Raw genomic sequence first — 22,071 nt, 5'->3', positions numbered from 1 at the left:
AACCGCCGAGCGGGCGGAAAAATGGCGGGGCTGTGCCCTACCCGACATGCGTGCCGAGAAACGCCATCGTGCGCCCCCAGGCGAGCTTCGCCGCGGCCGGGTGATAGCTTGCCCGTTCGTCGCAATTGAAACCGTGTCCGGCGCCCTCGTAGACGAAGATATCCACGTCCGGCCGCTTCGCCTTCACCGTGTCGACATTGCTCATCGGGATGCCGTGATCCTCTGCGCCGTAATGCAATTGCGTCGGGCAGCGCGGCGTTTCGTCGGCATGGGCCGCGATGCGGCCGCCATAGAAACCGACCGAAGCGGCATAGCCGTCGAACCGCGTTGCCGCCAGAAAAGCGATCGAGCCGCCGAGACAGAATCCGACAATGCCCGTCTTGCCGGCATCGGCCACCGCCGCGCGCGCCGCGTCGGTGTCGCGCAGGAAGGCGTCCCAGTCCGGATCGGCCAGGAAACCCCGCGCCCGTTCGACTTCCTCCGGCGAATAGCCGCTTTCGAAACCACGCTCGGTACGGTCGAACAGCGCCGGCGCAACCGCCGCATAGCCGTCGGCGGCGAGCCGGTCGCAGATCGAGCGGATATGCGAGTTCACGCCGAAGATTTCCTGGATCACGACGATGCCGCCGTGCGGAGGCCCTTCCGGGTCGGCGCGGTAGGCGCCGAGTTCGAAACCGTCGGATGCTGTCAGGGTGATCATGGGCATGATGGCGCATCTCCTCGCTGTTTTCGGGTCGAAATCCTGATAGGACATCGGTGTCATGCGGTCTACAACCGCCCGGTTCCGCGATGAATTTTCCGCGCCTTGGTCCCTTTGCGCTGGCACATGGCGCCCGGCTCCATTAGCTGTCTGTGATCGACTGGAAAAAGCCGCCGTTTCGTACCCGATGACCAATCCCGACCAACCGCAGAGCAAGGAACCCGGACAGCAGGTCCTCGAACGCCTGCGCGATCTCGAACGCCGGCCGGTCGAAGCGCTCGTTCTCTATCAGGCAAGACGGCTGGAGACCCTGCTTCGCCACGCCCGCCAGACCGTCCCCTTTTACAAGGACCGCCTGGACGCGGTCTTCGATGCCGACGGCACGCTCGACCTGTCGCGTTGGCAGGACGTGCCGGTCCTTGCGCGCCAGGAAGCGCAGGAACACGCCGAACACCTCAAGGCGACGATGATTCCGGCCGACGCCGGCAACGCCCTGCCCGACCGGACGATGGGCTCGGGCGGATCGCCGTTTCACTTCATCCGCAGCCTTGCCGCCGTCGCCGCCGATGCCGGCAACACGCTGCGTATCTATCTTGATCACGGTTTCGACCTGAACGCCCGCCTCTGCGACATTCGCCTGGATGTCAGCGGCAACTCGTCATGGCCGGAAGGGTCGACGCGCAAGGCTTGGACGCACGGCGAAGGCACCGGGGATTACGCCCTGCTCGACATCAACACCGATACCGACAAGCAGGTCGAATGGCTGCTGCGGTGCCAGCCCCGCTCGCTGTTCACCTGGGCGACCAATGCGCGCCGGATCGCGCTGGAACTGGAACGTACCGGCCGCTCGCTTCCCCTGACCTCGATCGCCACCAGCGCAGAACCCTGCTCGCAAGCGGTTCATGATGATCTTCGCCGCGTCTTCGGCCTCGATCCGGTCGACATCCTCGGAGCCCGCGAGATCGGCATCGTCGCCTTTCCCTGCAACCATTCCCCGCTGCACCACTTCGCCGCCGAAAGCGCCTTTCTGGAGGTCATTACCGACGAGGGCAAGCCGGCGGGGCCAGGGGAAACCGGGCGCATCGTGGCGACCGGCTTCTACAATTTCCACATGCCGTTCATTCGCTACGACCTCGGCGACTACGTGACCCTGAGCGACCGGCCCTGCGGCTGCGGCCGCTCGCTGCCCGCAATCTCGAAAATCCACGGCCGGGCGCGCGCCCGCTTCTCGACCGCCGGCGGGCGCAAGATTTTCCCCGACGTGCCGGAAGCTGAACTCGACGCTGTGATGAAGCCCTGTGCCTGGCAGATCGCCCAGACCGGAATCGGCGCGTTGGAAATCCGCGTCGACGGGCTGGACCTGCGGCAGGTCGAGGCGCAACGGCCACGACTGGCTGAAATACTCGAAACCGGCTTGGACGAGCCGGTCTCGTTCACGATTGTGGAAAAGTCGCTCCAGCCCGGACCGGGCCGCCGCAAGCACGAGTCATTCCGCAACGAGATCGGCTGATACGGCTCAGTCCGGCGGCAGATAGGTATAATCCGAGTTGCACGGAACGTCCGGGACGGAAAGCGGGCTGATAATGCTGTCAAAAACGCTGGGGCTTTTCTCCAGAGGAGCCTCGCCGATCGAATCCACCATCGACGGAGAATTCGGCGCGTGCATGCACGAGACCACGCTGCCCGGCTCGTCGTGGAAATCCGGATCGTCCTCGCGGTGACGGCGGATCAGGCTCTTGTCCTGGCCGAAATAGAGCCGGATACCGGCGAAGATGGACTGGTAGTCCTTCTCTCCGACGCGGCCGTCCACGAAGGCCGCATAGCCGACATTGCGGGTCTTGAGGAACTGGTATTCGGCGCCGAGTGCCAGGCTGTGGCCGATTTCCTTCGAGAAACGGTGCCCGACGGACAGCTTGAAATCGTCATTGGCGTAGAAGCTCAAATCCTCGATCGAGAACACGCCGTTATCGACATCGCCCCACTCGTAACCCAGGACGCCCGACGCGGTGAACCTGCCGGCGTAATATTCGCCTTCGACGCCGGAGCGGTAGGAATTCACATTGTCCCAGCCCGTCCAGCTTGCATAGCCGCCGACAAGGCCGATCGCCGGATCGCGCCAGAACAGGTGGCCCGCGCCATGTCCGTAGGTCTTGGAAGCGATCTGCCCGATCACGCCGTCAAGCTGCAAACCGTAGGCATGGGCGAGCGGTACCGAGACCGCCCCCCTCACCTTGAACGCGCTGTCGAAACTGCTCAGCCCCTGGGTCCGAACGAAGAAATTGTTGGGATCGTAGCCCGGCTGCACACCGCCGCCGGAGATGTCGATCTTGCCGTTGAGCTGGGAGACCGCGGGGAGCGATCCGGTTGCGATCATGGGCGCCGGCGCCGCCATCGGCTCCGCGACCATGTCGGCAGCGCATGCTCCGGATATGCCCAGGCCGAGAACCAGCGTCGTCGTGAGGGCCGTGTTGTTCAACAGATTGCGATGATACGTCATGTCTCGCCCCCGACTTAATGCAACATTAAGAATTTCCTAAGGGAAACCAGTTGATCCGGCAAGCCGCGGGGTGTGGCATTGCGGCATCATTGTCCGAAAATGATACGTCCGGCAGCGCGCCCTGCGCCCGTCAAACCCGGCGCCGGATCACGCCGTAACGCGCGTAGTCGCGGTAAAGCGCGTCGAAGGACAGCGTCCCGCCGGCCTCATCCGCCGCCTCGCGCAGTACCGCTTCGAGGTCCGCGCGCGGTTCGACATGGAATTTCGCCAGCCACGCATGCAGCCCGGCGCGAAACCAGCCCGGCAGCCTTTCCTGCTGGCCGAAATCGACCACATGCAGCGATCCGCCCGGTGAGACATGGGCGAGCGCCTCGGCGATCGCCGCGCGCCATGGCGGGATCATCGACAGCGAATAGGAGATGAAGATCCGGTCGAAACCGGCGACGCCGAACAGCGCTTCCGCATCGAAATCCGTCGCATCGCCCTGGGCGACCGTGATGCGGTCCGAAAGCCCCGCCCTGTCGATGTTCCGGCGCGCCTGTTTCAGCATTTCCTCCGAAATATCAAAACCGTAGAACCGCGCCTTCGGGTAACGCCTTGCCGCCACGACGAGATTGCGCCCCGTCCCGCAGGCCGCTTCCAGCACCTTGGCCTCGTCGGGCGCATCGAGCCCCGCGATCAGCCGGTCGCGGCCGAGCAGGTAGTATTTGCGGGTCGCGTCGTAGATATGGCGCTGGTTGCGGTAGATCGCGTCCATCAGCCCGTCATGCGAACCGGGAGAATGTGCCCCGGACGAATGCGTGGCGCCGTCGCGATCCGTCATCCCCATTCCGGCCATCGCTCTAGCCGTCCAGCGTGTAGAGATGGAAGCCGCCATAGATCGCCGAGCGGTCGGCCCGCGTCCAGCTGGCCGATTTGCGCGCGTGATAGGTCCAGCGCTTCATGATCGCGTCGTCGACGCGGCCGGGCAGGATCGTCGGAATGCCGGCGGTGCGGAAGATCACGCGCGCGCCGGGCGCCGCCGTCCGGGTGATCTGCGACCACAGGTCGTTCAGCTGCCGGTCGTTCATCCAGTCCTGCGCATCGAGCAGAACATAGCCGTGTTTCGACCCCGCCGACGTTTCGGCGAGCAGGTCGGTCAGCGAGCGGTTGTGGATCGCGGCACTGCCCGCATTGGCCTTCAGCGCTTCGAAATTCTCCGCCCGCAGATAGGGCGGCACCGGCCCGTCGCCCTCGCGCTTGTAGGCGCGGTTGACCGCCTGCCAGGCGAAATAGTTTTCCGACAGCGGGTAATCGCAAAACAGCGCCCGCGTGCGCTCGCGCAGCACCGCCAGCATGTCGCCCCCGGCCGCACCCGCCAACGCATCGTATTGCTGCGGCGGGATGCCGAGCCCGATCAGCGTCGCCTTGTTGCCGGCGAGCCACCTGACCAGCCGCGTCTCGAAAACCGGCGCCAGGTTTGCGTCGAACCACGCCTTCTGTTCCTCCAGCGTGGTGCAGGCGAGGAATGTCTTCAGGTCGACGTCGAACAGCCGCGCCAGCAGATGCGCCGAGCCGATGAACCAGCCGAGCAGCCCCTGCCGGTAGAACCCGTCCTCGAACATCTCGATGCGCCGGCCGTTGATCCCGCGCCGGCCGTTCCAGTAGTCGACGCTCGCGGCATCCAGATGCGGCGCGAGGCTGTGGTCGAACAACTCGGCATTGCCCTTGACGTTGGCGCGTCCGAATAAAGCGTAGAATGTCTCGTGATCCGGCAGATGCTGCGCGGCGGCGAGTTTCAGCCGGTTGAGCGCCACATGCGCCGGCGACAGGTCCACCGCCGTGATCGAGGCCGGGCCGGCCGTCAGGTAGCTCATCATGTTGCAGCCGCCGGACGCGATGCAGACCAGGTTGTGGTGCGGCTCGATTGCGAGCGCCGCCATATCGACGTCCGGGTCCTCCCAGATCTGCGGATAGACGAGGCCATTGAAGGCGTTGGAGAAAATCCGCTCCAGCAGGCCGGTCTTCGACAGGGCCGCATTCTGGTGAACCGCAGCGCCAAGCTGCTCTTTGACGGTCAGCACATCGCTCATGGCCTGGCTCTTTCCTGTCAGCGGCCCGCTCAGGCCGCCGTTTTCTGCGTTTTCGGTTTGCGCACCGCGCGGTTGCCTGCCTGCGGCACGACCACCGGCAAGCGGCTGTTGCGTTCGCGCGTGACGGCCGACCAGTCGATCAGCCGGAGCGTTCCGTCCTGCTCCTCGACAACCGCGGTGCAGCTTTCCACCCAGTCCCCGGTATTGATGTAGCGGATGCCGTTCAGGTCCTCGAGCGCGGCGTGGTGGATATGGCCGCAGACGACGCCGTCGACGCCCGACTTCTGGGCTTCCTGCGCGAGAATCGCTTCATAGGCGCCGATGAAATTGACCGCCTGCTTGACGCGCAGCTTGGCCCATTTCGACAGCGACCAGTATTGCCCGCCCCACAGGCGGCGCAGGCCGTTGAACCAGAAATTGACCGCCAGCGCGACCGTGTAGGCGACGTCGCCGACATGGGCGAGCCACTTGGCGTTGACCACCACCATGTCGAACTGGTCGCCGTGGATGACCAGCAGCCGCTTGCCGTCGGCGGTCTCGTGGATGTCGCGCGCCTTCACCTCGATGCCGCCGAAATGCGTACCGAGATAGTGCCGCATCACCTCGTCGTGGTTGCCCGGCACATAGATGATCTCGGCGCCCTTGCGCGCCTTGCGCAGCAACTTCTGCACCACGTCATTGTGCGCTTGCGGCCAGTACCAGCCGCGCTTCAGCCGCCAGCCGTCGAAGATGTCGCCGACGAGATAGATCCGCTCGGCGTCGTGTTCGCGCAGGAAATCCAGCAGCATGTCGGCGCGGCACCCCCGCGTCCCGAGGTGGATATCTGAAAGAAAAAGCGTGCGGAATTTCTTTTCCATGCTCTCGCCGTCGGTGCCCTGCGTCCCCATGACCGCCAAATCTCAGAGTCGCGTGACAGCCGTGTGACGAATCCCCTCGGGCCTTGACCCACCTCGAGGTAATCCGGCCGGACGCGAATAAGCCACAATCCCGGCGCGACTATCTTTTCCTGTAATACCGTATATGCATGGAATGCCCTCCTACAGGATGGGAGCGGCGTCATTCTGCGTTTCCTGCGCCGGCACCAGCGAAGACGAGCGGTGCGCCTTTTCCCGCGGAACAGCTCTTCCGCCACGCAGGACCATCCGATGCAGACACGCACCCGCCGCTCCACCGCCAGTTTCCGCCATCCCTTTTTCCTGGCCGGGCTCGACGACGCCCAGCCTGCGGGCGAATACGACATCGACGAGGACGAGCAGGTCGTCGAGGGCCTGTCCTGGATCGCCTGGCACCGCGTCGCCACCTTCATCCACCTGCCCGCCATACGCGCCGGCGCGCGCAGCCGGCAGATGGTGGGAATAGACCACGCCGACCTCGAGGCCGCCCTGGAACTGGACCGGCAGCGCGGCGAAGACTCCGAAAACGATACCCAGTGACACTCACGCATCCCGAAAGGATCGATCATGGCCAAGGGTCAGAAACGCAGCAACAAGGAAATCCGAAAACCGAAGCAGGACAAGCAGGCGAAAGCGGCAGTGTCCGCCGGCGCCGCATCGCCGATGAAGATCATCGAGGCCGGCGGCTTTACCGGCAAGAAAAAATAGCATCGCGCGGTTCGGGCAAGCGAAACGGATGAGGATCACGATCGAATATTGCCGAACCCGCCAGACGGACGGCATGCTCGCCGTGGTTGATCGGGTCTGTTGCGACGCCGTCAGCCATGCGGCGGCGAAAAGCATTGCGGTCAAGCTCGCCGCCTCGCGCGCCATGCCGCAAACACCCGATCTCGTACGCATCCTCGATGCGGCGGGAACCGAATTCTTCCGCGAGGCGATCGAAGCGCCTCCCCAGCCGGGTTTGTTCGCCGGATTGGTACCGGTCGGCGGAGATTCCGGCAAATGACACCGGGCCGCCCTTGCGGTTCGGCCGGAAACGGCGCCGTATGATTTGATGAATTGAATAATTTAAGGACATTTACGATGACTCTGGCTTTTCCCAACCGAAGCAGAAATTACGACGAAACGCGCCGCCAGGTGCGCTTTTATGGATATGAAGGGATGCACACGGTTCCCTTCCGGGTCGATGTCGACGCCATTGTCGACCATGTGCCCCCGGGCCTGAACGAGGAATCGGCCTATCTCGCCGCATTCGACAGAAAGCGCGACACCATCGAAAGCGTCGCGTCCGAGGCGCATTCCCACAGCCGCAAGCCGGAATATGTGCTGACATCCGCGGATTTCCGCTAGACCGCATTGATGCGCATCCGTTTCGGCTACGACATTACGGTCCATTGCGAGCAGCCAACCCCCATGGTCTGCCTGATGGAGATCCGTCCCGAGCGCCGTGGCGACCTGGTGGCGCCGGAACAACTGATCACAACGCCGGCGGTCGCGACGCACACCTATCTCGACATATTCGGCAATGTCTGCCGCCGCTTCACGGCGCCGCCGGGCGACTTTTCGATCTGGGCGGATGCCACGATTACCGACCCCGGCACCGAGGATCCCGTCTGTCCCGATGCGGCCGAAATCGCGATCCCGGACCTGCCCGACGAATGCCTCGCCTATCTCGTCGGCAGCCGCTATTGCGAAACGGACCAGCTGAGCCAGATCGCCTGGGACATGTTCGAGCATGTCGAACCCGGCTGGACCAGGGTGCAGGCGATCTGCGACTTCGTGCATAACCACCTCGCCTTCGATTACATGAAGGCGCGCGCCACGCGCACGGCGCTGGAAGCCTATCACGAGCGCGTCGGCGTCTGCCGCGACTATGCCCACCTCGCCATCACGCTTTGCCGCTGCATGAACATCCCGGCGCGATACGTGAACGGTCACCTCGGCGATATCGGCGTGCCGATCCTCGACCCGATGGATTTTTCCGCCTGGATGGAGGTCTGGCTCGGCGGAAGCTGGATCACCTTCGACCCGCGCAACAACATGCCGCGCATCGGCCGCATCGTCGTCGCGCGCGGCCGCGATGCCGCCGACGTGCCGCTGATCAACTCCTTCGGCCCGCACCTGCTGAAGTCCTTCCGGGTTTGGACCTACGACGTCACCGGGCTGTAGGCGCCCTACCCCCGCATCCGCTCCCCTTCCGGATCGAACGGCGGCTCCACCGCGATCCTCGCCGGGCAGCGCACGCCGAGGATCTCGATCTCGAACAGGCCCTCCCCGGCATTGTCGGCCAGCGCCGCGGGCACATAGCCCTGCGCCATCGAGCACCCGACGCCATGCGCGTAACCGCCCGACGTGACCCAGCCGACCACCCGCCAGTCGCCGTCGACGATCTGCTTCATGCCCGGATGCTCGAACTCCTTGTTGTCGGCGTCGAAACGCTTCGGCCCGGCGCCGTGCGGCGCCTCGATGGTGCCGTAGTCGGTGTCGCCGACCTTCGCCCAGACCGGCTCGTCATGCATCACGTCCGCCGTGCCCGCCTCGATGATGAACGAGACCCGGCGGCGCTTCGGCCCCTCTTCCTTCTCCTTCGCCGCCTGCTCGCGGCCGATGAAGTCGTTCTTCGAGAGTTTGACGAACCGGTCCATCGCGCCCTCGAACGGCCCGTAAATCGGCCGCAATTCGTGCCCCCAGGTCGGGAAATTCTTTTCCAGCCGCATCGACAGCAGCGCCCGCATGCCGAAATCGCGGATGCCGAATTCGGCCCCGGCTTGCCTGATCGCCGCATAGACCAGCCGCTCATAGGCCGGCGCCATCCATATCTCGTAGCCGAGATCGCCAGTATAGGAGATCCGGTTGACCATGCAGGGCGCCGAGCCGATCGCCATCTCGCGGAAATCCATGAAGCGGAACGCCTCGTTCGAGACGTCGTCGTCGGTCAGCTTTTCCAGCACCTTGCGGGCATTCGGCCCGGCGATTGTCAGCCCGACCAGCGTCTGGTCAAAGCGATGGATATGCACGGACCGGTCGTCGGGCAAATGCCGCTCGAACCAGCGCATGTGATAGACCTGCGCCGCCGACGAGCCCCAGATCATGAACCGGTCCTCGCCCGCCTTGGCGATGGTGAAGTCGCCGATCAGCTTGCCGAACTCGTTCAGCATCGGCGTCAGCACGATGCGGCCGGTCTTCGGCATGGTGTTGGTCATCAGCTTCGACAGAAACGCCTCCGCCCCCGGCCCGGAGACCTCGTATTTGGCGAAATTGGCGATTTCCGAGACGCCGACGGATTCGCGCACCGCCTTCACTTCCTCGCCTACATGCTTGAAATCGTTGGAGCGATGGAAGGAGATGACGTCATGCGCCTCCTCCTTCGACGGCGCGAACCACAACGGCGTCTCCAGCGCCCACGAGTCCCCCATCACGGCGTTGTTTGCGACCATGATGTCGTAGAGCGGCGTCGTCTGGTGCGGCCGCGCGGCAGGCAGTTCCTCGTTCGGATAGCGGATGCGGAAACGCCGCGAATAGTTCTCGCGCACCTTGGCGTTGGTATAGCGCAGCGTCGCCCACTCGCCGTAGCGCGCCACGTCCATGCCCCAGACATCGGCGCCCGGATCGCCATGCACCATCCAGTTGGCGAGCGTCAGACCGACGCCACCGCCCTGCGAGAAGCCGGCCATCACCGCGCAGGCCGACCAGAAATTCGTCAGCCCCTGCACCGGCCCGACCAGCGGGTTGCCGTCGGGGGCGAAGGTGAACGGCCCGTTGATGATCTGCTTGATGCCGGCGCGCTCATAGGGCGGGAAATGCTTGAAGCCGATCTCCAGTGACGGCGCGATGCGCTCGATGTCCGGCTGCAACAGCTCGTGGCCGAAATCCCACGGCGTATTGACCGGCGACCACGGCCGGCAATCCTGCTCGTAGGTGCCGAGCAGCATGCCCTGGCGTTCCTGGCGCGTGTAGATCTCGCCGCGGAAATCCATCGCGTGGATCAGTTCGCGCCCGTAGGTCTCGTTGAACTCGATCACCTCGGGCATGTCCTCGGTCAGCAAATACATGTGCTCCATGGCGAGCAGCGGCAGTTCGAGCCCGACCATCCGGCCGACCTCGCGCGCCCAAAGCCCGCCGGCATTGACGACATGCTCGCACCGCACCGTCCCCTGCTCGGTGACGACGTTCCAGGTGCCGTCGGCGTCCTGCGTCAGCTCCTTGACCGGGTTGCGCAAGACGATCTCGGCGCCGAGCGTCCGCGCCGCCTTGGCATAGGCATGCGTCGTCCCGGACGGGTCGAGATGGCCCTCCACCGGGTCCCACAGCGCGCCGACGAAATTCGTCTCGTCCATCAGCGGGAACATCGCCTTGGCTTCCAGCGGCGTGATCAGCTCCGTCTGCATGCCAAGATGCCGGCCCTTGGCGTGCAAAGAGCGCAGGAAGTCCATCCGCTCCGGGCTTTCCGCCAGCATCACGCCGCCGGTCAGGTGTAGCCCGCAGGACTGGCCGGAAATCTCCTCCAGCTCCTTGTAGAGCCCGACCGTGTAGGCCTGCAGCTTGGCGACGTTGGGATCGCCGTTCAGCGTGTGGAAGCCGCCCGCCGCATGCCAGGACGAGCCCGACGTCAGCTCCGAGCGCTCGATCAGCATGATGTCGGTCCAGCCGGCCTTGGCCAGGTGATACAGCACCGAGCAGCCGACGACCCCGCCCCCGATGACGACGACACGCGTTTGAGTTTTCATGTCCCAACTCTCCCAGTCCTGATCGTGAAGTACCCCCACCCTTCATCCCTCCCCACAAGGGGGAGGGAGGACACCGGCACAGACGTTTCCGCCTGCCGCAATGCACCAAGCACAAGCGGCAAAGCAAAGGTCTTCCCTCCCCCTTGTGGGGAGGGATGAAGGGTGGGGGTACCGCTCAAAGCAACGCCTCCTCGAAGGGAAAGCGCGACAGCAATTCGATGCCCGTTTCGGTGACCAGCACCTGTTGTTCCAGCTTGACGCCCTCGCCGCGCCCCTCTTCGGCGATAAAGCTCTCCACGCACAGCGTCATGCCCGGCTCGATGACGCCGTCATAGCCGGCATCCGGAAAATCCGCGCGGTGATAGAGATACGGATATTCCCCGGTCATCCCGCAGCCATGCGCGGACAAATAATAGCGGTTGGCGTGGTATTTCTCCGGGATGTCCCAGGCCGCCTCCGCATAGTCGCGGAACGTCATGCCCGGGCGCAATATGCCCATATTGTGGTGCACCTGCTCGTAGGCCGTCTTGTAGAGTTCGCGCTGCGCTTCGCTCGGCTTGTCCGGCCCGGCATGGAAGGTGCGCGAGAAATCCGAATAATAGCCGTGGCAGCCGACCACGTCGGTATCGAGCGCGATCAGCTCGTTTTCGCCGATCACCTTGGCGCCGGTCTCCTGGAACCACGGATTGGTCCGCTTGCCGGAATTCAAGAGCCGCGTTTCGACATAGTCGCCGCCCTGCGCGATCACCGCCTGGTGCAGCACCGACCAGAGTTCGTTTTCCGTCAGCCCCGGACGGATTGCGTCGCACAGGCGCTTGACGCCGATCTCGGTCGCGCGCAACGAGGCTTGCACGCACTTCATCTCCTCGGCCGACTTGATCGCCCGCGCCAGTTCCACCGGCTGCTGCGCGTCGACAAGCCGAAATCCCTCGTCACCCAGCGCCACGGCCGCGCCGGCATTGATCCGCTCGATCCCGACCGTCGCGCCGGAGCCTGCAAGCTCCCTCAGCAGCGCGCCGGTCTCGCGCGCCCAGGCTTTCTCGCGTTCGGCGATATGTTCGCCGGCGGCGACGAAGCTCGCCGTCATCGCCGGGCGCACCTCGTCCACGGTCTCGAAGCCCTGCCCCAGATGCAGCGCCCCGGTGAATTCGTGCAGGATCGAGCGGTTCTGCGTCAGCACCAGGTAGCGCGACGGCTGGTTGCGCGCCGTGAAGATCTGCATGTTGCGCGTGCCGGTCGCGTAGCGGATATTGACCGGGTCGGTCAGGATCATCGCGTCGATGCCGAATTCCGCCATCTTGGCGCGCACCCGCCCGAGCCGGTAGCCGCGCACCGCGACAAGATCGATCGCCTCGCCCGCCTCTTCCGTGTCGAGCTGCGCGATCCCGTCGAGATCGGCGCGCTCCGCATGCCAGTCGAACATCGTCATGGTCAAAAATCCGTCGGCGCGCCGCCTTCCTGTTTGCGCCGCGCGACGAAGTCGGCCAGTTCCTCGCGGATCGCCTCGTCCATCGGCGGCGCCTCATATTCGGCGAGGATCTGCTTCATCACCTTGTTCGCCCGTTCCACCGTCGTCACCGCGCCGCGATCCTCCCAGTTCTCGTAGTTCGACCAGTCCGACAGGAACGGCGAATAGAACGCCGTCTCGTAGCGGTCCTGGGTGTGCTGGATGCCGAAGAAATGCCCGCCCGGCCCGACCTCCTTGATCGCGTCGACGGCGATGTCCTCTTCCGTGGTCGTGTAGGGCTGCATGTAGGCGATGAACTGCTGCAGCACCTCGCAGTCCATGATGAACTTCTCGTAGGACGCGCACAGGCCGCCTTCGAGCCAGCCGGCCGCGTGGTAGACCATGTTGGTTCCCGACGTCACCGCCGCCCACATCGACATCATCGATTCCCATGTCGCCTGGTTGTCCGGCGTATTCGCCGCGCAGGTGTTCGAGGATCTGAGCGGCAGCTTGTAGAACCGCGCCATCTGGCCGGTGATCTGCGTCGCGCGCACATAGTCCGGCGTGCCGAAGGCCGGCGCCCCGGTCTTCATGTCCACGTTGGAGGTAAACGTGCCGATGCCGCAGCCGACGCCCGGATTGATGCATTGCAGCAGCACGATGCAGGCGAGCGCCTCCGCGACCGACTGCGTCACCGCGCCGACCATCGTCACCGGCGCCATCGCGCCCGCAAGCGTGAACGGCGTCACGATCGTCGGCTGGCCGCGCCGCGCCAGCCGCATCGCCCCGTCCAGCATCGGCCAGTCGTGCTTCAGCGGCGAGGTCGAGTTGATGTTGGTATACATGCGCGGCGTCGCGTCGAACTCGTCATGCGTCAGCCCGCCGGCGATGCGCACCATTTCGATGACGTCCTCGACGCGCTCGGTGCCGAGCGAATAGGCATGCGCCACCTTGTCGGTCAGCGTCAGCTTGTCGTAGAGGCAGTCGAGATGGCGCACCGACGGGTGGATGTCGATCGGCTCGACCGGGTAGCCGCCGGCGAAATGGATGCAGTTGAAATACTGCGTCAGCTTGATGAAGTTCTTGTAGTCCTCGTGATTGCCGCTGCGCCGGCCGCGCTCGATGTCGGAGCAGTTCGGCGGCGACGAGATATTGCCGAACACCATGTGGCGGCCGCCGATGGTGATCTTGCGGTCCGGGTTGCGCGGCGTCAGCGTGAATTCGGTCGGCGCCTTGGCGAGCATCTCCATGACGAAATCGCGGCCCATGCGCACATTCTCGCCGTCGACGATGCAGCCGGCGTCGCGCAGCACCGCGACGGCCTCCGGGTTGAGGAACTCGATGCCGATTTCCTCCAGCACCCGCATCGCGCCGTTGTGGATCGCGTCGACGCCTTCCGGCGGCACCGGCTCTGTCGGGTGGTCGCGGTTGATCACGTCGGTCCACGGCATCTGCCGGATGGCGGCCCCGCCGCGCCGCGCATTGGCCGACCGCCCGCCGCCGCGGCGATGGCGCGCCGGCGCCTCCTCCAGAACGGCGTCGGCGACCGCCTCGGAGACAAGCGTGTCGGTCGTCGGGTCGGGATCGGACGGCTGGTCCTGTTGCATGCGGTCCTCCGGCAATCTGCAATGTCCATCACAACAGATTTTCAGGCGCCGGAGATGAGGAATCCGACCGTCAGGGGGGAAGAATGCGACATGCGCGGAATCGGCGGCCGCGGGTCGATTGCCCCGGTTTCTCCGCCGGCGCGGTTGTGTCACAGATAAACCGGTAGGTTCGCTCGAGTCGGAGAAGGAAGACCAGAACCGGTGACCGAGAACATCCTTGTCGGGCTCGTGACCCTCGCCGCGGCCTGTGTCCTGCTGAGCCCCCGCGTGAGGGCGCTGGCCGGTTGGCGCGCGACGGTAACGCCGCTTGCCTCCATCATCGGCTCCGGCTTCCTCGTTTCGGTGCCTCTGCTGGCCCGCGAGGTCGGCATCTGGGCGATCGTGGCGATGGCCGGCCTGATCGCGGCCTCCTACATCGTCGGCGAGGCGATCCGCTTCAACATCGCCCATGTCGAGCCGCTGCTGGAGGACGAAAAAAGCGCAGGCAATCACAGGCTGGCGGTCGGCCTCGAACGGCTCTCCCATTTCGTCCTCGCCTTCGCCTATTTCGTCTCGGTGGCCTATTACCTTGTTTTGCTTGGAAATTTCCTCCTCAAGGGCATCGGGGTGGAAGACGCGAATCTGGCCAGGCTGATCGCCACCGGCATCCTGGCGACGCTCGGCCTTCTCGGCATGACGCGGGGCCTCGGCATGCTCGAAGGGCTCGAGGAATACACCGTCGGCGTCAATCTCGCGGTGATCGCCGCGCTTCTGGCCGGCCTGTTGCTCTACAACGGCAATGCCTTGACGGCGGGGGACTGGCGCCTCCCCGCCGACACGCCGGAGATCGACTGGCACACCGGCCGCGTGGTGCTCGGCCTGCTGATCGTGGTGCAGGGCTTCGAGACGTCGCGCTTCATCGGCGACGAATTCGATGCGAAAACCCGGATTCGCACGATGCGTTATGCCCAGTTGATCGCGGCGGCGGTCTATCTGGCCTTCTTTTCGCTCGTCACCGTGCTGTTCGGCAAGCTCGGCGGCGACGAGGGCATCGCGGCGATTGTCGGTCTCGTCGGCCATGTCGCGCCGGTCCTGCCGCTGATCCTGGTGGTCAGCGCCGTGGCCAGCCAGTTCAGCGCCTCGGTCGCGGATTCGGTCGGCGGCGCGGGCCTGATCGAGGACATCACGCACGGCCGCCTGACCCCGCGCGCCACCTACCCGCTCATCGCCGCCGTGGCGATCGCCGTCACCTGGGGCACCGATGTCTTCAGGCTCGTCACGCTCGCCTCGCAAGCCTTTGCGCTTTTCTATTTCGCGCAATGCGCGGTGGCACTGACGCTCGCCTGGGGCCTGACCGGCCTGAAGGCACGCCGCCGCCGCATGGCGCTCTTCCTGGTCGCCGGGCTCATCTCGCTCTGCGTGACGGTCCTCGGCATCCCGTCCGGAAGCTGAACGCGGGAAGCGTGGTTCGCGCCACCTATCTCCCCCCTTGCGGGGGAGAAAGCAAAAGCTTGGGCTTGGCAGAGCTAAGTCCTTAGCTTTTGCAAGAGAGGGGCTCGCGATGGCGGATCAAATTCAGGAATGCATAACGTCAGATTACACTCTTTCGAGCATCGGGCCGAGCATCAGTCTTGATGAAATTCACAATGGACGCAGAGCAAGACTCCACAATTGCGAGAATTAAGGGCAGGCTTTCGAAATGTTGGGCGAGTTTATTACACGCAGCGTTCGATTCGCATTGCGCCCGTCGCTCCGCTGGGCCGATGCGCTTTCCGTATTTGCCACACTAGCAGTTCCGGCTTGGTTTTGGATAAAGGAGGCACCGATCCCGGAGTGGGGCCCCGGATTTATTGCTATCTTGATACTTTCCATTGTAGTCGCGCTCATATTTCTACGAGTTCTTTCGGCCCCTTATTTTGTTTGGAAGGTTGATAAAGAGGCGTTACAGCGCCTTCAATCTACCCTCGCAGACAGCAGTAGACGACGGCGTGTCTTCTTCGAGGATAGATTTCTCTCTGATCGGTATGAACTGTCGAAAAAGATAAACCAGTATGCTATCGCAAATTTAGCTCCGACGCATTTTGCAAAATTCGATGCCAATGAGCATATTACTGCGCTAGCAGGAGAGGCTGGCTTCTATTGGGGGGATAATAATTTTCGCCGGTATTGGGATACATTTCAAATGGGCTTTCGTAATGTCGTTAGAGGCGCGGAATTTATCGAAGATAACAAAGAAAATATTTCTCAACAGCATTTTACCGCTTTATCAGACCGTTTTGAACTCGACTTGAGAGCAATGCAGACGGGAGCTATGGCAATGATGTTCCAACTTACGGAGAATCAAGAACATTCGATTGCGTATTCAGCAAAAATGGACGAACTCACACAAAAATATCAGCATGTCATGGCCGAAGGCATGCCGACAACTCTATGGGCGCTTGAAAGACAGCCAACTAGTGAAGAAATCGAGGAAGAAGATTAAGTCTTCATCTCGTCATCCATGACGTAGCCCCCGTCCCGTCCAGGGCTCCCGCGGTGTGTCCTTTTGTCGGCCATGTCCTCCAACAGCCCCACCCCCCCTTCCTTGCCGCAACCTCCGCCGCCGGACTACCATCGCATCACCGACCCACGAGACCCGCCGGAACCGCGATGACCCATCAATATATCCATGTCGTTGTTCCCAGAGACGCGGTCGACAAGGTCATCGAGGTGGGCGAGCGCGAGGGCGTGACGCTCGCCGGCATCTCGGCCGCGAAGGGGCCGGTGCGCACGGTCTCGTTCCTCTCCACCCACAAGGTCCAGCAGAAGCTGCTCGACGACCTGCAGCGCGCCCTGCACGACACGCCGGACTGGAAGATCGCCATCAATCCGCTCGACGCCGTGGTGTCGAAATCGCGCGAGGACAAGGCGGAAAACGAGACCGAGATTTCGGAGACGCGCGAGGAGCTGCTGGCGCAGATATCGCGCAATGCCGGCCTGACCCCGACCTTCCTGATCCTGGTCGCCATCTCGGCGGTCGTCGCCGCGCTCGGCATGATCGGCGACGACGTCGCCGTCATCATCGGCGCGATGGTGATCGCGCCGCTGCTCGGCCCTGTGCTCGGCTCGATTCTCGGCGTGACGCTCGGCGAGAAGAACCTGATCGTGCAGGGCTTGCTGGCGAGCGCCGCGGGCATCGCGCTGGCCGTCGCCATCGGCGCGGCGCTGGGTGTCGTCCTGCCCTTCGACGTGACGACCGGCGAACTCGCCGCGCGCGCCTCCGTCGGTTTCGAGAACATCGCGCTGGCGCTCGCCTCCGGCGTCGCCGCCGCCCTGTCGCTGACGGCGGGCGCGGCCTCGGTCCTGGTCGGCGTCATGGTCGCCGTCGCGCTGATGCCGCCGGCCGCCGCCATCGGCCTGTTCCTCGGCAAGGCGCAGTGGCTGATGGCCGGCGACGCGGCCCTGCTGCTGGCGGTCAACCTCGCCTCGATCCATCTCTCCGGCCAGCTTGTCTTCATCGTGCGCGGGGTGAAGCCCCGCACGCGCTACCGCCAGGCCAAGGTCCGGCAGGCGATCCGCTTCTCGCTCGCCGTCTCGGGCGCGCTGCTCGTCCTCCTCGCCGCCCTTATCGCCTGGCAGGTCCTGGTGGTACGCTGACGCCTATCTCCCCCCTTGCGGAGGAGACAAGCCCGCCCAACTTATCCACCGCCCCACAACCTCCCTTACCCTTCTCCCGGACCCAAACCCGGAGACGGAAGCGCATGATCAACTGGGACAGGGCGATAGAACGCAACCGCGCGGCGCTTTTGCGCGTTCTCGCGGCGCTGTTCGCCATGGCCGGGCTGGGCGAGGGCGCGATTGTGGCCACCCTGCCCCGCCATCTGCGCAATCATCTCCTGCGCATTCTCCGTGCGGCCGAATCCGCCGTCCGCCGTCTGATCGTCATCGCCGCGCGCGATGTTGTTGTTGTGGTGGCGCTCCGCAAACAAGCCGGCACAACAACCACAACATCCACCACCACAACCACATCCGCCCCCGCCGCGCCGGCCTTGCCCCTGCTCGATCCCCGCAAGCGCTTCGGCGTCCGCCCGCGCCGCCGCGCAAAATCCTTCCCGCGCATCTGCGTCATCGGCATTTCCGAACCGCGCCCGATCCCCGAAATCCGGATCCCCACGCCCGACGACGAGATCGACGCCGCGCGGCTCTGCCGCCGCCTGCACGCGCTGAGGCGCGCGCTCGACGATCTCCCCGGACAGGCCAAACGTCTCGCTCGCTGGCGCGCGCGCCGGGATCTCGGCATCAATCGCAGCAAGTATTTCTCGCCGATGCGCCCCGGCTGGCCGCCCGGCCGCCGCAAGCGGGTCTTTCACGAAGTCGACGACGTGCTCACCGAGTGCCACGCGCTGGCGCTGTCGCTGGAGCGGGAAGACACGTCGTGAGCTGGCCGGACAAGCTGTTTCGATTGATCCGGGCTTCTGAGAGGAAGCGCGGCGGCGATCACGCGCGCCGACTCTCCCCCCTGGAGGGGGAGAAAGTGATTTCCCGGGCTTGCGACGCGCAGCGAGCAAGTCCTTGGAAATCACAAGAGAGGGGGACGCGATGGCGGACAAATGCACTAGCGGCCAAGGCAAGGAACCCGAGGCGGCGATCACGCACGCCCTCCTGGCCCGATCGAAAATCGTCATCCTCGGGACCGACCTGAGGATCCGCGCATAAACAAGTTATTTCAAAGGAGAATTCGCGATATCCGCAGTCCGGAATAGCGATCGCGCAGTCAAAGAGGCACAAATCGCAGAAAATAGTCTTGACGGCTGTCAATGAAACATCCGCCCTCAACGCATTTGACTTGCACTGCACCAACTCTCAAGGGAGGAGACCATGTTGAGACGTGTCTTTTTGGGTCTGGCTGCCGTCCTGTTCGCAAGCGGTGTCACGCTTGCCGGCATGGGCAATGCGGCCGCGGCGGACGACGAAGCGGCGATCCGCGACATCTGGGTGAAATACGCCGCCGCGCGCGTCGCCGGCGACGCCAAAGCCTGGCTGGCGCTGTGGGACGAAAACGGCATCAAGATGTCCGAGGGCTCGCCGGCGCGCGACAGGAAAGCGCTCGATGCAGGCGTTCCCAAGTCCTTCGCGGCCACCCCGACAAGTTCGATGAACATCAACCCGGAAGAGATCGTCGTGACCGGCGACTGGGCCTATTCGCGCGGCACCTACGATGCCGACCGGACCGTCAAGGGCGAGGACATGCATATCGACGGCAAGTTCCTGACGATCCTCAAACGCCAGGCCGACGGAAGCTGGAAGATCTATCGCGACATGTCGAATTCCAATTCGTAGCGGAAACGGCCACGCGCGCCACAGAGCCCGTCAGCGAGCGAAGCGACGCTTAAGGACGGGACAAGCTTAAGGACGGGACAAAAAGTCTCCCCCCTCGCGGGGGAGATGTCCGCGCAAGCGGACAGAGGGGGGACGGCGCCGATATCGGATGCCCCCCTGCACCTACGTCGCGATGGACGTGCCGCCGCCCGCTTCGCGCATCGCCGCGAAGGCATGCGTCGCGATCGCCGTGTCCTGCGCGCCGGTGCCGGTCAGGTCGCAGATGGTGATCGCGCCCGGCGACGGCCGCCCGGACGTCTTGCCGGTGATGACGTCGCCCAGTTCCGACGGCATGCGCCCGGTCCACAGCCCGGCGGCGATCGCCGCGCGCAACTCGCCCAGCATCTCGCACTGGCTGGCCCGGTCGGCGACATACAGGTCGGCCTCGGCCAGCGCCTTCGGCTCGATCTCGTTCTTGCCCGCCTGGTCCGAGCCCATCGCGGTGACATGCATGCCCGGATGCAGCCATTCGGCCTTGACCACCGGTTCGCGCGCCGGCGTCGTCGTCACCAGCAATTCGCAGTCCCCGACGGCGCGCGCCGCCTCCTCGACGGCAATTGCCTCGACCGGGATCATCTGCGCGATATCCGCCGCGCAGGCCTTCGCCTTGTCGAGGTCGCGGCCCCAGACGAGGACGCGCCGGAACGGCCGCACCAGATGCGCCGCCGCGATCTGCAGGCGCGCCTGCACGCCGGTGCCGATCACGCCGGCCGTGCGCACCGTGCCCGGCGCCAGGTATTTCGCCGCCACCGCGCCGGCCGCCGCCGTGCGGATGTCGGTCAGGTATCCATTGTCGAGAAACAGCGCCTCGACGAGGCCGGTCTTCGCCGAAAACAGGATCATCAGCCCGTTGAGGCTCGGCAGGCCCAGTTTCGGATTGTCGAAGAAACCGGGGCTGACCTTGATCGCGAAACCGTCGAAGCCCGGAATCCACGCGGTCTTGACGTCGACCTCGCCATGCACCGCCGGCAGGTCCATCGACAGGATCGGCGGCATCACGACCTCGCCGGAAGCCAGCGCCACGAAGGCCTTTTCCACCACCTCGATCGCCGCGAGGTCGAGTTTCACCGCTGTGCGCAGTTCCTTTTCCGTCGCGACCAGAACCTCATGATCCATGGCGTCTCCCCCGCACTTTCCTGTCACCCAGTTGCACGTCCTCGCCGGTCATGATCGCCGTGAAGAGGCCCATGTCGAGATTGCGCCCGGTGACGATCGTCGCCGTCGGGCCTTTTGGCTTGTCGAGCTTGCCCGAAAGAAGCGCCGCGATCCCGACCACCGAGCCGCCCTCGGCGACGATCCGGTCCTCGTAATAGAGCGCCTGCATCGCGGCGTAGATATCCTCCTCCGTCACCAGCACCGTATCATCGAGATGGTCACGGCACAGCGCAAAGGAATATTCATTGTCCATGCCGATGCCGCCGCCGAGCGAATCCGCGAGGCTCGCCACCTCCGTCACCTCGACGGGATGGCCGGCGGCAAGCGATTCATGCATCGCCGCGCCGCGGTCCATGGAAATGCCGATCACCCTGATCTCCGGCTTGATCGTCTTGGCGGCAAGCGCGATGCCGCCCGCCAGCCCACCGCCCGACAGGGGCACCAGGATCGTGTCGAGATCGGGCCGCGCCGCCAGCACCTCGAGCCCGATCGTCCCCTGGCCGGCGATCACGAAGGGATCGTCGAAGGGCGAGATCACCGCGAGCCCCTCGGCCGCCTGCAATCGCCTGCTTTCGGCAAGCGCGTCCGTCTGGCTGGTTCCGGTGATGCGCACGTCGGCGCCGAGCGCGCGGATGCCGTCGACCTTGGCCCGCGGCACCAGCGACGACATGCAAACCACGGCTTTCAATCCCCGCGCGCGCGCCGCATAGGCAACGCCGCGGCCGTGGTTTCCCGTCGAGCAGCAGGCGACGCCCGCCGTCCCCTCCGGCAGGTTGGCGATCGCGTTCATCGCGCCGCGCAGCTTGAAGGCGCCGATCGGCTGCATGTTTTCCAGCTTGAGCAGGAATTCCTGGCCGCAAAATTCCGACATGAAAGGCGACGGGACCAGCGGCGTGTCCGTCGCGGTCCCGGCAATCGTCTTCTGCGCCTTGAAGATATCGGCAAGCGTCAGTGTCATGCGCCAAAGGCACACGCCCGGCATATCCAAGTCAATGCCGGGCGCGGATTTTTATGGCGGCCGGCGCGCCGCTCAGGCGACGGCGGATGTCAGCCGCCGGATGACGAGATGCGGCTCGCCGTCGCTGGTGCGGCTGCGCGACACGCCTTCGTCGTTGATCGTCGCGTTGACGCGCTGGCGAAACGACGAGAAGCTGTCGAAGGTCACCACGTCCACCGCCTCGTCGAGATGAAGCGTCACCTGGAAATGGCTTCCGCCGGCGATTTCCCGCAGCGCGAGCACGCGGCCGGTGAAAGGCTGCTTGAGATAGGTGCCGCTGACGGCGTCCCCGACCTGGATGCGGAATTCGGGTTCGTTGGACAGCCGCGCCACCGCGGTGTTCCAGTCGCGGTAGCCGAGTTCGGCCGCGACGCGTTCCAGCGCCTGGGAATGGCTGATGGCGACACCGCGCGCGGCAAGGTCCCGGCGCAACGTCCTGGCGTATTGTTTCGCCTGGTCGCGGGTGCGCGGTCTGGCGATGTCGGGGGCAAGTATATTGGTCATGACTGCAGTTCCGTTCTGTTCGTACGGTCATGTCTGGCGGGAGCTCACATTGCCGCAGGACCGCGTTGAAACGGGTCTGCTGTCGTACCGGACTGAACCGGGAGGCTTCACCATCGGAAAACCGGTGAGCGGCGG

General features: G+C 64.6%; 22 protein-coding genes. 11 read left to right on the top strand and 11 right to left on the bottom strand.

Annotation, left to right across the window (positions count from 1 at the left end; genetic code table 11):
* Positions 1-37 precede the first annotated feature (37 nt).
* Positions 38-706 carry a dienelactone hydrolase family protein gene (locus IG169_RS13505; protein WP_246717374.1) on the bottom strand — a complete coding sequence of 223 codons (669 nt, stop codon included), beginning with the start codon at positions 704-706 and terminating at the stop codon, positions 38-40.
* Between the two features lie 181 nt (positions 707-887).
* Here IG169_RS13505 and IG169_RS13500 point away from each other — a divergent pair, with 181 nt between their 5' ends.
* Entirely contained in the window at positions 888-2,210 is a 1,323-nt protein-coding gene (locus IG169_RS13500) for a phenylacetate--CoA ligase family protein (RefSeq protein WP_193176743.1), read from the top strand.
* 6 nt (positions 2,211-2,216) lie between these two features.
* Here IG169_RS13500 and IG169_RS13495 read toward each other — a convergent pair whose 3' ends face one another.
* The 4 genes from IG169_RS13495 to IG169_RS13480 all read right to left on the bottom strand — a co-directional run bounded on the left by IG169_RS13495 (position 2,217) and on the right by IG169_RS13480 (position 6,156).
* Complete coding sequence (locus IG169_RS13495; RefSeq protein ID WP_193176742.1) at positions 2,217-3,197, bottom strand: hypothetical protein; 981 nt, start codon at positions 3,195-3,197, stop codon at positions 2,217-2,219.
* 130 nt (positions 3,198-3,327) lie between these two features.
* Complete coding sequence (locus tag IG169_RS13490) at positions 3,328-4,026, bottom strand: class I SAM-dependent methyltransferase (RefSeq protein WP_428982249.1); 699 nt, start codon at positions 4,024-4,026, stop codon at positions 3,328-3,330.
* 13 nt (positions 4,027-4,039) lie between these two features.
* Positions 4,040-5,269 (bottom strand): BtaA family protein, encoded by a 1,230-nt coding sequence (locus IG169_RS13485; protein WP_193176740.1) that lies wholly within the window; start codon positions 5,267-5,269, stop codon positions 4,040-4,042.
* A gap of 29 nt (positions 5,270-5,298) precedes the next feature.
* Positions 5,299-6,156, bottom strand: a complete 858-nt coding sequence (locus IG169_RS13480; RefSeq protein ID WP_246717373.1) for a UDP-2,3-diacylglucosamine diphosphatase — start codon at positions 6,154-6,156, stop codon at positions 5,299-5,301.
* A 258-nt stretch (positions 6,157-6,414) separates the two neighbouring features.
* Between IG169_RS13480 and IG169_RS13475 the strand changes: the two genes are divergently transcribed.
* The 5 genes from IG169_RS13475 (at position 6,415) to IG169_RS13455 (ending at position 8,331) form a co-directional block, all read left to right on the top strand.
* Positions 6,415-6,702, top strand: a complete 288-nt coding sequence (locus IG169_RS13475; RefSeq protein ID WP_193176739.1) for a hypothetical protein — start codon at positions 6,415-6,417, stop codon at positions 6,700-6,702.
* Positions 6,703-6,729: 27 nt separating this feature from the next.
* The gene (locus IG169_RS13470; protein WP_193176738.1) at positions 6,730-6,870 is read left to right on the top strand and encodes a hypothetical protein; all 141 of its coding nucleotides are present in this window, start codon (positions 6,730-6,732) and stop codon (positions 6,868-6,870) included.
* A 28-nt stretch (positions 6,871-6,898) separates the two neighbouring features.
* Complete coding sequence (locus tag IG169_RS13465; RefSeq protein WP_193176737.1) at positions 6,899-7,168, top strand: hypothetical protein; 270 nt, start codon at positions 6,899-6,901, stop codon at positions 7,166-7,168.
* A 77-nt stretch (positions 7,169-7,245) separates the two neighbouring features.
* Entirely contained in the window at positions 7,246-7,512 is a 267-nt protein-coding gene (locus IG169_RS13460; protein WP_193176736.1) for a DUF1488 family protein, read from the top strand.
* Positions 7,513-7,521: 9 nt separating this feature from the next.
* Positions 7,522-8,331, top strand: coding sequence for a transglutaminase-like domain-containing protein (locus tag IG169_RS13455; protein WP_193176735.1), 810 nt, complete (start codon positions 7,522-7,524; stop codon positions 8,329-8,331).
* Between the two features lie 5 nt (positions 8,332-8,336).
* Here the strand turns inward: IG169_RS13455 and IG169_RS13450 are convergent, their stop codons facing one another.
* The 3 genes from IG169_RS13450 to IG169_RS13440 all read right to left on the bottom strand — a co-directional run bounded on the left by IG169_RS13450 (position 8,337) and on the right by IG169_RS13440 (position 13,943).
* Entirely contained in the window at positions 8,337-10,889 is a 2,553-nt protein-coding gene (locus tag IG169_RS13450; RefSeq protein ID WP_193176734.1) for a GcvT family protein, read from the bottom strand.
* Between the two features lie 175 nt (positions 10,890-11,064).
* Positions 11,065-12,318, bottom strand: a complete 1,254-nt coding sequence (locus IG169_RS13445) for a M24 family metallopeptidase (RefSeq protein WP_193176733.1) — start codon at positions 12,316-12,318, stop codon at positions 11,065-11,067.
* Positions 12,319-12,320: 2 nt separating this feature from the next.
* The gene (locus IG169_RS13440; protein WP_193176732.1) at positions 12,321-13,943 is read right to left on the bottom strand and encodes a trimethylamine methyltransferase family protein; all 1,623 of its coding nucleotides are present in this window, start codon (positions 13,941-13,943) and stop codon (positions 12,321-12,323) included.
* Between the two features lie 201 nt (positions 13,944-14,144).
* Between IG169_RS13440 and IG169_RS13435 the strand changes: the two genes are divergently transcribed.
* The 5 genes from IG169_RS13435 to IG169_RS13415 all read left to right on the top strand — a co-directional run bounded on the left by IG169_RS13435 (position 14,145) and on the right by IG169_RS13415 (position 19,241).
* Complete coding sequence (locus IG169_RS13435) at positions 14,145-15,374, top strand: hypothetical protein (protein WP_193176731.1); 1,230 nt, start codon at positions 14,145-14,147, stop codon at positions 15,372-15,374.
* A gap of 247 nt (positions 15,375-15,621) precedes the next feature.
* Positions 15,622-16,404, top strand: a complete 783-nt coding sequence (locus tag IG169_RS13430) for a hypothetical protein (protein ID WP_193176730.1) — start codon at positions 15,622-15,624, stop codon at positions 16,402-16,404.
* 167 nt (positions 16,405-16,571) lie between these two features.
* Positions 16,572-17,558: a TIGR00341 family protein gene (locus tag IG169_RS13425; RefSeq protein WP_193176729.1), complete on the top strand. Its 987-nt coding sequence runs from the start codon at positions 16,572-16,574 to the stop codon at positions 17,556-17,558.
* A gap of 104 nt (positions 17,559-17,662) precedes the next feature.
* On the top strand, positions 17,663-18,340 hold the full coding sequence (locus IG169_RS13420; RefSeq protein ID WP_210326008.1) for a hypothetical protein: 678 nt from the start codon (positions 17,663-17,665) through the stop codon (positions 18,338-18,340).
* 439 nt (positions 18,341-18,779) lie between these two features.
* Positions 18,780-19,241 carry a YybH family protein gene (locus tag IG169_RS13415; RefSeq protein WP_193176728.1) on the top strand — a complete coding sequence of 154 codons (462 nt, stop codon included), beginning with the start codon at positions 18,780-18,782 and terminating at the stop codon, positions 19,239-19,241.
* A gap of 162 nt (positions 19,242-19,403) precedes the next feature.
* On the opposite strand, the gene IG169_RS13410 is transcribed toward IG169_RS13415, so the two are convergent.
* The 3 genes from IG169_RS13410 to IG169_RS13400 form a co-directional block, all read right to left on the bottom strand.
* Complete coding sequence (locus IG169_RS13410) at positions 19,404-20,396, bottom strand: cyclodeaminase (RefSeq protein ID WP_193176727.1); 993 nt, start codon at positions 20,394-20,396, stop codon at positions 19,404-19,406.
* On the bottom strand, positions 20,386-21,393 hold the full coding sequence (gene eutB / locus IG169_RS13405; RefSeq protein WP_193176726.1) for a hydroxyectoine utilization dehydratase EutB: 1,008 nt from the start codon (positions 21,391-21,393) through the stop codon (positions 20,386-20,388). The genes IG169_RS13410 and eutB overlap by 11 nt, the downstream gene beginning before the upstream one ends.
* A 72-nt stretch (positions 21,394-21,465) precedes the next feature.
* Positions 21,466-21,936 carry a glyoxalase superfamily protein gene (locus tag IG169_RS13400; protein WP_193176725.1) on the bottom strand — a complete coding sequence of 157 codons (471 nt, stop codon included), beginning with the start codon at positions 21,934-21,936 and terminating at the stop codon, positions 21,466-21,468.
* Positions 21,937-22,071: the final 135 nt, after the last annotated feature.

It is taken from the genome of Oricola nitratireducens, assembly GCF_014904745.1.
Classification (GTDB): Bacteria; Pseudomonadota; Alphaproteobacteria; order Rhizobiales; family Rhizobiaceae; genus Oricola; species Oricola nitratireducens.
The sequence above is the reverse complement of the archived record's forward strand: the minus strand, read 5'-3'. Positions and strand labels throughout refer to the sequence as shown.